At 48.6% G+C, this 11,857-nt stretch carries 9 protein-coding genes; all 9 read right to left on the bottom strand.

Translation table 11 applies throughout. The annotated features are described in order from the left end of the window. Nucleotides 1-212 precede the first annotated feature (212 nt). The 9 genes from ACKPBX_RS08315 to cdaA all read right to left on the bottom strand — a co-directional run bounded on the left by ACKPBX_RS08315 (nt 213) and on the right by cdaA (nt 11,658). The gene (locus ACKPBX_RS08315) at nt 213-1,361 is read right to left on the bottom strand and encodes a mannitol-1-phosphate 5-dehydrogenase (protein ID WP_319995091.1); all 1,149 of its coding nucleotides are present in this window, start codon (nt 1,359-1,361) and stop codon (nt 213-215) included. 12 nt (nt 1,362-1,373) lie between these two features. Then, complete coding sequence (locus ACKPBX_RS08310; RefSeq protein WP_068561278.1) at nt 1,374-1,811, bottom strand: PTS mannitol transporter subunit IIA; 438 nt, start codon at nt 1,809-1,811, stop codon at nt 1,374-1,376. A gap of 16 nt (nt 1,812-1,827) precedes the next feature. Beyond that, on the bottom strand, nt 1,828-3,576 hold the full coding sequence (locus ACKPBX_RS08305) for a PTS mannitol transporter subunit IIBC (protein WP_319995090.1): 1,749 nt from the start codon (nt 3,574-3,576) through the stop codon (nt 1,828-1,830). 301 nt (nt 3,577-3,877) lie between these two features. Continuing rightward, nucleotides 3,878-4,312, bottom strand: a complete 435-nt coding sequence (locus ACKPBX_RS08300) for a PTS mannitol transporter subunit IIA (protein WP_119092833.1) — start codon at nt 4,310-4,312, stop codon at nt 3,878-3,880. Between the two features lie 33 nt (nt 4,313-4,345). Further along, nucleotides 4,346-6,379 carry a BglG family transcription antiterminator gene (locus tag ACKPBX_RS08295; protein WP_319995089.1) on the bottom strand — a complete coding sequence of 678 codons (2,034 nt, stop codon included), beginning with the start codon at nt 6,377-6,379 and terminating at the stop codon, nt 4,346-4,348. Then, a complete protein-coding gene (locus ACKPBX_RS08290) occupies nt 6,363-8,054 on the bottom strand; it encodes a PTS transporter subunit EIIC (protein WP_319995088.1) in 1,692 nt (563 codons plus the stop codon). The genes ACKPBX_RS08295 and ACKPBX_RS08290 overlap by 17 nt, the downstream gene beginning before the upstream one ends. A 245-nt stretch (nt 8,055-8,299) precedes the next feature. After that, nucleotides 8,300-9,652 carry a phosphoglucosamine mutase gene (glmM, locus tag ACKPBX_RS08285; protein ID WP_140186139.1) on the bottom strand — a complete coding sequence of 451 codons (1,353 nt, stop codon included), beginning with the start codon at nt 9,650-9,652 and terminating at the stop codon, nt 8,300-8,302. A gap of 57 nt (nt 9,653-9,709) precedes the next feature. Next, on the bottom strand, nt 9,710-10,819 hold the full coding sequence (locus ACKPBX_RS08280; RefSeq protein ID WP_140186137.1) for a CdaR family protein: 1,110 nt from the start codon (nt 10,817-10,819) through the stop codon (nt 9,710-9,712). Next, nucleotides 10,816-11,658 (bottom strand): diadenylate cyclase CdaA, encoded by an 843-nt coding sequence (cdaA, locus tag ACKPBX_RS08275; protein ID WP_086630060.1) that lies wholly within the window; start codon nt 11,656-11,658, stop codon nt 10,816-10,818. The genes ACKPBX_RS08280 and cdaA overlap by 4 nt, the downstream gene beginning before the upstream one ends. Nucleotides 11,659-11,857: the final 199 nt, after the last annotated feature.

Below are 11,857 nucleotides of genomic sequence, written 5' to 3'. Positions count from 1 at the left end.
GCTGTATATTTTCCAGAATACATGCATTTTATCCTACAAACAGTGACATTGTCAAAGCGTTTTTGGTTCGGTTTCACTTGTAACGCTGGTTTGGAGCGCTATTTAAGAAAAACTTATACTCGTTGTGCCGTTTGATTTCATCAAGATGCATCAAATGGTCTCTTGATCGGCACAACGGGCATAGTTGAAAGTTACTGATTGAAAGGCAGTGATCAAGCCACCTTATAGGCGTATTTCTCGACGTTCTGTTTGATGCTGCCCAAGATTTTTTGATTGTCTATCCCGGTTACTTCCGAAATGATTTTATCCAAGCCTTTTTGCAGGATCATTTCCTTCAGTTCTTGGCACTGTTCATCTTCCGGGTCGAAGTAATTGAAGACCATGCCGATCGTTTCCAGCAAGTGGAAAGGCATCTCGTCGATTTGGGTCAATTCAACCATCGGACGGATGAAGCGCTCATGGTTGCCCAATTTTCTTAAAGGCGTACGCGCCACACGGGAGATGGCATCGGAAATGTATTTGTTTTGGAAACGGCCGATGATTTTCTCGATATATTTCTCGTGTTCCGCTGCATCGAATCCCCATTTAGCGATCAACAATTTGCCTGTCTCATGCAATACGGAGCGCAGTTGGATGACGACCAGATTATCCTGCATCGCTTCATCGATTGTTTCATAGCCTTGCAGAGCGCCTGTATAGGCTACCGTAGCATGCCCTGTATTGACGCTGAACAATTTGCGTTCGATATAAGGCTCCAGGTCGTTCACATAGGCAACGCCTTCCAGTCGGATCGGGCTTTTGCAGGCAGTCCCTTGAACGACCCACTCGCTGAATGGCTCCACTTGCACAAAGAGCGGATCCGCATGTTGCTGCATCGGCACGATACGGTCCACCGCCGCATCAGGAAATCCGACGTATTGGTCAAGATATGCCGTATCCGTGAAATGTTTCTTGACTTCCTCTGCCAGGAAAGTCGAGCCGCCGATCATGTTTTCGCAGGCGATGATGTCGATGGGCTGCTGGATGTTCCGGGCAGCACGCGCCTCGATCCCTTGCGCGATCAATTGCGCGATTCTAGGCAAAATATTCGGACCGATGGCAGTCGTGAGGAGATCCGCTTCTACGATCGCTTCAACGACTTTGTCTGCTTCCTTGGCATTGTTCAAGCCTGTGACGTTCTGGATTTGGATCTGTTCGCGTGATTCGTCAGCCAATTCGATTGTATAGCTGCCTCGCGCTTTCAATGCTTCGATGATTGTATCGTTCACATCCACAAAAGTGATTGCATACCCGTTGTGATTCAAAATTTCCCCGATAAAGCCGCGGCCGATATTTCCGGCACCAAAATGTACTGCTTTCATTTTCATCTCTCCTTATGCAATGGCTAAGCTGCCAGTGATCTCATCTTTTGTCAAAGCGTCCGCCAAAGTAACGACGTTATCCACGTCGCTGCAATACAGCGCGATTTTTTGGATCAATTCCAAGTGGTCATCGCCGACTCCTGCGATGCCGAACAAAACGGTTGCCACTTTTTCTTCCTGCTCGTCGCCGAAATCGACCCCGTCAGGCACTTGCACCACACAAATGCCTGATTTTTTCACGTGCTCTTTGGCTGCATCGGTACCATGGGGAATCGCGATGAAATTCCCCATATACACTGACAACATCCGATCGCGTTGCACCATAGCCTCCACATAATCCGAATCCACACAGCCTGCGTCCACTAATTTTTGGCCGCAGAAACGAATAGCTTCTTCTTTTGAAGCGAACGCTTTATTCAAAACGATCATTTCTTTATCTAAATTATTCATCTTATTCTTCCTCTCTTTACGCTATTTGCTTCAAGTTGGCGACGACGCTCTCGTATTTCGATGTCGTGATCAAACTGTCTACTGACAGATGAACCGCTGCAGGAACTTTTTGCTGGGCCGCTTGCGTCAGACTGTTTTTGCTGATCACCAATGTTTGCGGAGATGCCTTCAGCTCGTCAATGTGCATTTTTCTTAAAGGTATATCCAGCGCTTCCCTCTCCAAAATCCGTTCCACTACTTTTTGTCCCATCGTGGCGGAGCCTTTGCGGTCATCATGGACCAAGACGATTTCATTGATGTTCTCCAAGTCAACGTCAAGGCGTGATGCTGCAGGTGCAACGACTGTTTCTTTCAGATCGGTTCCGGACAGCGTAGCTACGATTTCATCGTATTTTGGCGAGTTCAGGAAATTCTCGATCGCTACAAAAGTTGCATTCGGTGCTTTCTGTTGGGCCCGATTCTTCAGTTCTTCCTGGGTTACGATCAACGTGTTGGCTGCATCCGTCAGATTATTGATGGCGCGGTTGGTGACGTCTTGCGGTAACCCGGCTGCATTGATTTTTTTGCGCAGGATAGAAGCGCCCATTGCGCTGGATCCCATCCCTGCGTCGCAAGCAAAAATGATGTGTTGGATGCCTGACATGTTTGTAAGACTTGTTTGTCCTGCTGAGCCTTTTGCGCTTAATTTTGCTGCTTGGGTTGCTTTTACGCTTTCTTCGAAATTATCGACTGTTTCTTTGGAGTCTGCCTTCAAAATGACCGTTGCTACTGCAAAAGATGCTGCTGCACCGGCGACAACCCCCAAAATGACTGGCAAGTAAGAACCCATCGGCGTCATAGCCAAAATCGCGATGATCGAACCTGGTGAAGCCGGAGCCCGCAAACCAGCGCCTAAAAGTTGGAACACAAAGCTTCCGGAAACACCACCCGAGATGACTGCCAGGAATAATAACGGTTTCATCATTACGTAAGGAAAATAGATTTCGTGGATACCACCCAAGAAGTGGATGATCATCGCGCCCGGCGCTGTCGATTTTGCTGAACCTTTGCCGAACAGGGTGAAAGCCAACAACACGCCCAAACCAGGACCAGGATTTGCTTCAAGCAGGAAGAGGATCGAACGACCAGTCTCGCTGACTTGTTCCGTTCCTAACGGTGTCAAAATTCCGTGGTTGATTGCATTGTTCAGGAAAAGAATTTTTGCTGGTTCGATGAAGATATTTGTTAAAGGAATCAATTGTGCGTTCAGGATCGTTTCAACCCCGGCTGCCATTGCTTGTGTCAAACGGTCAACCACTGGTCCGATTGCTTGGAACCCCACAAGTGCCAAAGCGAATCCGATCAAGCCTGCCGAGAAATTGTTGACGAGCATTTCAAAACCGGTCTTGATTTTGCTCTGGAACATCGCATCGAATTTCTTGATCGTGAAACCGCCCAACGGCCCCATAATCATGGCACCCATGATCATCGGAATTTCTGTCCCTACGATCACACCCATTGTGGCGATGGCGCCGACAACCGCACCGCGTTCGCCTGCAATCACTTTACCTCCTGTATAACCGACCAACAGAGGGATTAAATACGTTAGCATCGGGCCGACCATCGAAGCGAAGGATTCATTCGGCAAGTAGCCATCCGGGATAAATAACGCTGTTAAAACTCCCCAGGCGATCAGTGCCCCTATATTCGGCATCACCATGCTTGAGAGCGTACTGCCTAACTTTTGAACCTTTGCCTTCAGCGAGGCTTGTTGTGTCTGTTCCATCTTTTGTTTCTCCCTTCAAACTGTTTCTTTTGATGTCTTTATTGTATGCGCTTCCCTACTTGGTTTATAGTCGTGCTTTGGCACGTTTATTTGTGCCATGTCTTGCTACTCGTATTCGTAGCGCCGTTGCCGTTGCAGGTATCCGCTCTACTCTTCTCCGGGGAACGGAGGCTTCGCCGGAGTTCGGCCCACATTCTGCTTGTGACCTCCGATAAGCGGGCGCACGAAAACAAAAAAAGCAAGCAACCTCCCACCAGGTGGGATGCTGCTTGCTTTTTGAATTTAATTCGATTTATGCCTATTAGCTGTTTTGGAGAATGGTTTTGACTGCCTGAAGATCTTTGGCATCGCTCAATGCCATCACGTTTTCGATATCCGAGCAGAAAAAAGCGATGTCCTGCAAAGCTTCCAATTGTTTTTCCTTCAGGGCCACCACAAAAAGAATGGTCGCGATTTGCGCTTTCTGTCCACTGCCGAAGTTGACGCCGTCCGGCACTTGGATCAAACAGATGCCTTCTTCTTCAATATGTGGGTGTCCGTCACTGTCACCGTGAGGCAAAGCGACAAAATTCCCGACGTAAACACTCACTTTGCGGTGGCGCGCCAGCATCGATTGGATGTAAGGCGGAGATACCAGGCCTTGCGCCACCAGAAATTCCCCTGCGGCGGTGATCGCGGCTTCGGCGTTGCTGTACGTTTGATCCAGCAGAATATGTTCATCTTTGATCGTAATCATACGGATTCTTCACTCCCTTACTGCATTACTTCTTTACTTTTTGACTTCTTCGATCAGGAGCGCCGACAAAAGTTGGTAGATGATCGCTTCATTGCCGGAATTGAAAATCTCCATCCCCAGATCGTTCATGATGATCGCTCCACTGATTTTCCCCAGCATCTTTGCGACATTCTCTTCGATCGGATCGGGGGCCAGCATGACCAGCATCCGCGTTAAAGTCATCATCTCTTTGTCCATCCCGACTATTTCCAGTGGCGTCTGCAGATCAAAGACACAAAAACAAGGCTCTAGGACAGCTGCGTGGGAGGCGTGGAACAAAGCAAAATGGGTATTTGGTATCCCAATCGGCGCTTGCTGATAGCGGTTCATCAATTTATCCCGGACTTTTGCCGAATCCGAGACGATTTCAGTTGAAATATTGTTTACAGCCAAAGCGACGGTTTCGGCAATACTGGAGCTGTTTTCCAGCGGCTTGACGAAAAAGTGCTTCAGCAACTGGTTGATTTCATCGATGAACGTCATGACCTCCTGATAGTCATCATTTTCGGGCAGACTCGGCTTCGCTGCGGGTGGAACATGCCGCTTCGTATGATCGATCGCGCGGAACGCCTCTTTGAGCTGCTTGATTTCGTCCTCCAAAAGCAACGGGGAAACCAGCAAATATTTCCCGCTGTATCCCGGCAACAGTGAAGTGGAGATGGTCAAATCAAACTTTTCTTCCAGATTGAGTTTCCCTAGGTCGGCTATCCGGAAAAAGACGATCTCATTGATGAAAGGAAAATGTTTCCGCAAACGCATTTCCAGCATACGCGTCGAAGCCAAGCCGCTTGGGGAGATACCGGCAATATCCACCGCAATGACTTTCGGGCTGCGTTCCAGCGAATTGGCGAAATGCAGCACCATATAGGCAATCTCCTCTTCGGAGAATTCCTGCTGCGGAAACACCTTCGGCAAGGCCTTGCGGATCGCACCGGCAACTTCCGAGTATTGCGCCATGATCCGCTCCAGGATGGGATTATTGAGGTTTCCTTGATTCAGGATGGCGCGGCTCAACGCCGCGGAAAGATGCGTCAAGAGCATTTTGTACAGATTGCTGTCCTCAAAGAAATTGACTTCCGCATCGCGGCTGACGTTTTCGATCAATTGCTTCACTTGATAAGCCAAGCGCGGATCAAAGCTTTCGTTAAAAAAATCGCTGTCCAAGTCACTGAAGAAATCACCCAACAGATTAGCGAAGAAGACGACTTCGCTGACCGCGTACAATTGCTTCGTATGCGCCGCTATTTTGGCAAAAATTTGCTTCGCCAAATCCAAGAGTTCCTTATTGATTTGACCCGCATAGGAATCCTCCACCAGTTGGCAGCCTCGCGGGACGCGATCCATGGAGATCGTCAGCATCAAAATCAAAAACTCCAGTTTCCGGTCACTCAAGTCGGAAAAGCGCGGCTCGACGATTTCCCGCACCAGTTTTTGGGCAAACAGCAGCTGCTCCTGGTTGACGAATTGCAGAAAGAAACTTTCTTTATCCTCTAATTCCGAAAAGTGGAAGAAGTGGTACTCGTTGATCTCTATTCCCAAAATATTGGCCAACAGGAGCCGGCGATATTTTTCGCTGCCGGCAAGTTCATAGCCGCGGTTTCTCGTGATCGTCAAGGGCAAGCGCGCCAAACGAAGCTCCAACTGTTTGATGTCGGCAAAGAACGTGGTGTTGCTGATCAAGTATTCATCCAAGAACGTCTGCATGCTGATCGGCTCGTCGCTGTTCAACAGCTGCAGCAAAATTGCATGTTGGCGTTCGGTGGCGGATAATTCAGAAGGTTCATCCTCAGACACGATGGAAAGGATTTTTGCTTTGGCGGCATCCTCCGCAATCAAGCGGAAACGGCCCCGGCTTTCTTTCTCCAGCTTTGCCCCGATGGCTTCCAAAGAAAGCTCGAGATTTGCCAACTCGCGGTAAACCGTACGCTTGCTGACTTTCAGCAGGCTCATCAAGCGTTCCACGGTAACCGGCGAGGCGGAATGCAGCAATTCTTTTAAAATGATGGTCTCTCTAGGAGTTAGAAACATCTGACAAATCTCCCCTTAATAGTTTCTCGTATTTATTCGTAGCGATAAGATGCCCGACGACCAGCAGCGGACACTCCGGCAGGACATTCTCAGCTGCAAAAGCTTCAGTGACGATGTACAGATTTCTTTTGTCCGCAATCAGCTGTTCCAATGGCTGCTTTTCGATGTCGACCCTCACATTATGCTTTTCCGCTAAGTTCCGAAATGCTTGCATGGCCATCGTCTGCGAACCACGCACACCATCCACATACAAGAAGACGACTTTCTGGTACGGCAGCTTTTCTCCAATCGCTTCCGGAATCATTTCATTTTCTTGTTCATCAGTCAGCATCGCGACAACTTTCGTGTACTCTGTCCGATCCAAGAAGTTTCCGATTGTGACGATTTGGGCGTGCGGGGCTTGTGTTTCGGCCAAACGCTTCAACTCATTCTGGGTAATCAGCAACAGGTGGGGATCATCCTGCACGCGGTAAATGGAAGTGTAGTCCACGGGAATCGAAACGCCGCTCTCTTCCAATTGCCGTCGCATAATGCTGGCCCCCATGGCACTTGATCCCATGCCCGCGTCGCAAGCGAATAAAATTTTCTGAATTTCCGTCACTTTCGTCACCTTCTCTGAAATTTCTTTTTTTGTCTGATCTTTCCTGATCACGAGGGTAGCCAACAAAAAACTCACCAGCGTACTTACCGCAATGCCGCAGGCAACCCCCAGCAGCATCTCCTGCGGCGTATTCGCCAAAATCGTCACAATCGATCCGGGGGAGGCTGGCGCTTTCAAGCCCACTTGAAACAACTCGAAAATCAGCGTGCCGCTCATCCCGCTTAAAATGACTGCTGCAAACAACCTGGTATTCAACAAAACGAACGGAAAGTAAATCTCATGGATCCCGCCGATCAGATGGATCATAAAGGCCCCACTGGCGCTGGCCTTCAGTTCTTTCCGGCTGAACAGAATGAAAGCCAGCAGAACACCCAAGCCTGGTCCGGGGTTGGTTTCGATCAGAAACAGCAACGATGTTCCGGCTGCCTCCGTCTGTTCGATCCCCAATGGCGTCAAAATGCCATGGTTGAGCGTATTATTCAAGAACAAGACCTTCAGCGGCTCTATGAAAATGTTCGTCAGCAAAAGCAGATTGCGCTGGATCAACCAGCCGACAAGCAGACTGATTTGTTGCGTGACTCCCGCTATGAACGGCCCGATGAAGACCAAACTCAAATAGCCGAGCAGCATGCCGATGATCCCTGCCGAAAAATTACGGACGAGCATTTCATAACCTGCCTTGACCTTCGGAAAAATATATTTATCGAAGAGAAAAACGTTCCAGCCAGTCAGCGGACCTATCACCATGGCTCCCAATATTTGCGGATCTTCAGAATCCACGAGCATGCCAATAACCGCGATGGCCGCTACGACTCCGGCCCGTTTTTCGATCAATCTTCCCCCGGTATAGGCAATCAGAACAGGGAGGAGAAATTGAATCATGAGCTGATCCATTTCAATAAAGGATTGTTGGAGCGGACCCTGAAAATATTGAATGAGAGTCGTAATGATTCCCCAAGTAATGAAGACGCTGACGTTCGGCATGATCATTCCGCTGAGGTAATGACCAAACCGCCTTATTTTCAGCAAATCAAACGATGCTTCCTTCGCGTAGGATCGTTTTGATCTGATCATGGTCACACTTCCTTCCCCTGTTCCTCAAGCATACCCGCCTTTGATTTCGCTTACATTATAGCGGATGTTTCCAACTCATTATACATATAATCATACGGTTGTGTACATTTGCAATCATTATCCTGAATGATGGATGCAGACACCCTGTCGGATCCAGGCATCAATGAACAATGAAAACAAAAAAGCCGTGAAGCGCCCTTACAGCAGTGCTCCACGACCCTAAAATGTTTTACAGACTCTCTAGCTTAGATGCCGATTTCCGCTTTTACGACATCTACGATGCGCATAACGTACTCATGACATTTTTCATCCGTTTCAGCTTCAGCCATAACGCGCAACAACGGTTCTGTTCCGCTCGGACGAACCAAAATGCGGCCTTTGCCTGCCATTTCGGCTTCAACTTCTTCGATGACAGCTTTCACAGCCGGAATCTCCATTACGCCGTCTTTTTCGGAGACGCGTACGTTCACCAATTCTTGCGGGTAAAGGGTCACTTCATCAGCCAACTCGGAAAGTTTTTTGCCGGTCTGTTTCATGACGTTCAACAATTGGATACCCGTCAAAAGGCCATCCCCAGTCGTGTTCATTTCGAGGAAGACAACGTGTCCGGATTGCTCTCCGCCCAAATTGTAGCCATTTTTGCGCATTTCTTCCACGACATAACGGTCGCCGACTTGCGTCTTCAAGGCAGTCATGCCTTCAGCTTCCACAGCTAAATGGAAGCCCAGGTTACTCATGACAGTTGAGACGATTGTGTTTTGATTCAATTTATTGCGCTCTTTCAAATATTTACCACAGATGAACATGATTCGGTCGCCGTCAATGATGCGCCCATTTTCATCCACAGCGATACAGCGGTCGGCGTCGCCATCGAATGCCAAGCCGACATCCGCTTTTTTCTCAACGACAAATTTACCTAGGACATCCGGATGCGTGGAACCAACGCCTTTGTTGATGTTGATGCCGTCCGGATTTGCACCCATTGTATAGAAGTCTGTTTCCAAGTCCGCGAATAAACGATTGACTACCGGCGATGCTGCCCCATTTGCCGCATCCAGACAGACCGTAATGCCGGAAAGGTCATCTGGGATAGTCGTCTGCAGGTACTGTGCATATTTCAGGACGCCTTCAGGATATTCATCCACCGTACCCAAGCCGTCTGCGGAAGGTCTCGGTAAATCGTCCCCTTCTTGATCCAAATAGGCTTCGATTTCGTATTCCTGTTCATCCGACAATTTGAAACCGTCAGCTCCGAAGAATTTGATGCCGTTGTCGCCTGCAGGATTATGCGATGCAGAGATCATGACTCCAGCAACGGCACCTTGAATGCGCGTCAGATAAGCGACGCCGGGTGTCGGGATGACTCCCAATTGCAGCACTTCGATACCTACCGACAACAAGCCGGAAACCAATGCATACTCCAACAATTGTCCTGAAATTCTCGTATCACGCGCTACCAGCACAAGCGGATGCGCGATATCTTTAGCATGCTGTCTTAGGACATACCCTCCAAAACGGCCTAATTTGAAAGCTAATTCCGGCGTCAATTCGCTGTTCGCAACGCCTCTGACACCGTCTGTTCCAAAATATTTACCCATTACCTGTAATCTCCTTTAGATTTTTCATTTATTTTCTTTGCATGGATTTGTTTAATTTTATGAGCTGCTCTCCGATTGATCCGCTTCGCTGTCCAGACTGTCCGAAGCCGAAGATGCGATGGCGTTGCTTTCATCGGCGGAAGAGGATGATTCCCCTTCATCAGCGGTCGTATCCGAATCGGCTGCGGCTTCGGCAGCATCCGACACGCGGATATTCACCTTGATACTGGTAGGCGTAGCCGTCAAAGTATCATTAGGGACCGGAATTGTGATTGTTTGGGTGGTGTTGCTCTCTACTCCCGTGACACTGACCGGCAGAATCACTTCATCAATCTCGGCAAGCACAGACTTATCGCCTGTCAAGGTCACACTGGATTCCCCATCCACTTCAATCGTATAGATTTTGCCTTCAAGCGGAACACCGATTTGTTGAATGACCAAAGGCACTTCTTTCCCGTAAAGAGAAATTGGAATCCTGACGGAAATTTCCTGCGGATCGACGGAAACATTCAACTTATTCCCACCTGCATCCACTACTTGTATTACAGTATTCATATTCACAGTATTTGTCAAGCCATTTTCAGCCGCAACCGTCACGTAAACACTATCCACACGGCTTATGGTCGAGGCCGGTCCGGTCAACGTCACGGTATCCTCACTCAGTTCCGGAATACCTGCCAGATATTGCGGATCGACCAAAGATTCATCGAAGCGGACTTCCACCGGGCTCTCGATTGCAACCCGCTCTTCAATGACGACATTCACTCGCGATGGCGTAATTGCATAATCGATTTCATTCGATAGATTCTCGGCCGTCAATTGGATCGTGTGGGTCCCCGGCCCCAATTCGTCCAGGTCTTCTGTGACGATGCGGTAATCCGCAGCGGAAATCGTCTGCACGAGTACACTCTCCGGTCCGGTCAGGGTCAACACGACCGTTTCCGGCAATCCTGAAATGAAATACTCATCCGTATCGATATTCACTTGAATTGGGACATTGGAAATGGTTTCCCGCTTGCTTGTGCTGATGGAACTGTTGCTGGTGCTCGTGGACCAGCCATAGTTTTCTGAGTAAACATAGGCGAACAACAATAAGGAAATCACGAAAGAGAGGCCTCTGACGACCCACTTGTTTTCCAAAAACTTATCGTCTTGCTGCTTTCTCATTCAGAACCACCCCACTTCGTATTGTCAAAGAAATCTTGAATGAAATTGGTAGTCTTTTCTTCCTCTTCCTCCACGACCAGCTGATCCGTCAGGTAGGCGACAAAATCATCACGGTTCATTTCACGCAACAAGCTCGTCTTGTGGGCAATGCTGACGCCCCCGGTCTCCTCCGAAACGATGATGGTGATGGCATCACTGACTTCACAGAGCCCGATTGCGGCACGATGCCTTGTTCCCAGCTCTTTCGGGATGAAGGAACTTTCTGATAACGGCAGATAACTGGCCGCTGTCGCGATTTTGTAATCCTGGATGATGACCGCTCCATCATGTAAGGGCGTGTTCGGGATGAAAATATTGATCAGCAGCTGGTTTGTCACCTCTCCGCCGATTCTTATCCCCGTAGCAGCATACTCATCCAGCAATCCTTGCTGCTCGATGGATATCAACGCCCCGATTTTCCGCTTTGCCATATATTGGACAGCCTTATCCAACTCCGTCACCAGACGTTCGCTCATATTGACCGAGCGTTTGGCCTTCTTTCTGAAGCCTGTTTTCCCCAGATGCTCCAAACCCCTTCTGATTTCCGGCTGAAATACGATAATGACCGCCACGACACCCCATTGGATGACACGGTTCATGATCCAATCTATGGTCTGCAACTGAAGCGTGACCGCAGCCAGTTTGATCAGCACGATGATCCCGATCCCTTTCAGCAATTGAATAGAACGCGTACCTTTTAAAATCATGATCAGCTTGTAGACCAGGTACCATACCAACAGGATATCAACTATATCAAAGGCATTGCTCCAGGTGATCATTTCTCCCCAATCGATTGACACATGCGCACCTCCACGTTCAAAGTTATATCGTCAATTATATCACAAATAATCCGGCCGAATGGCATTGATTCCTTGAGAAAGCGCTTCAGGAGCGTTACAATGGAAGCAGATGGGCAATCGATCACACAGGAAGCATATCGTTTGCAAATCCGGCTCACTTTGCTACACTTAGTTTATAGTTATTACAATAAGATAATTA

The sequence above is a fragment of the Trichococcus shcherbakoviae genome (genome assembly GCF_963666195.1).
In the GTDB taxonomy this organism is placed as follows: Bacteria; Bacillota; Bacilli; order Lactobacillales; family Aerococcaceae; genus Trichococcus; species Trichococcus shcherbakoviae.
This window is presented reverse-complemented; position numbering and strand designations above follow the sequence as displayed.

Coding starts and splice junctions, on each gene's coding strand:
- ACKPBX_RS08315 (WP_319995091.1), bottom strand. CDS start 1,361: ATGAAAGCAGTACATTTTGGTGCCGGAAATATCGGCCGCGGCTTTATC.
- ACKPBX_RS08310 (WP_068561278.1), bottom strand. CDS start 1,811: ATGAATAATTTAGATAAAGAAATGATCGTTTTGAATAAAGCGTTCGCT.
- ACKPBX_RS08305 (WP_319995090.1), bottom strand. CDS start 3,576: ATGGAACAGACACAACAAGCCTCGCTGAAGGCAAAGGTTCAAAAGTTA.
- ACKPBX_RS08300 (WP_119092833.1), bottom strand. CDS start 4,312: ATGATTACGATCAAAGATGAACATATTCTGCTGGATCAAACGTACAGC.
- ACKPBX_RS08295 (WP_319995089.1), bottom strand. CDS start 6,379: ATGTTTCTAACTCCTAGAGAGACCATCATTTTAAAAGAATTGCTGCAT.
- ACKPBX_RS08290 (WP_319995088.1), bottom strand. CDS start 8,054: ATGATCAGATCAAAACGATCCTACGCGAAGGAAGCATCGTTTGATTTG.
- glmM (WP_140186139.1), bottom strand. CDS start 9,652: ATGGGTAAATATTTTGGAACAGACGGTGTCAGAGGCGTTGCGAACAGC.
- ACKPBX_RS08280 (WP_140186137.1), bottom strand. CDS start 10,819: ATGAGAAAGCAGCAAGACGATAAGTTTTTGGAAAACAAGTGGGTCGTC.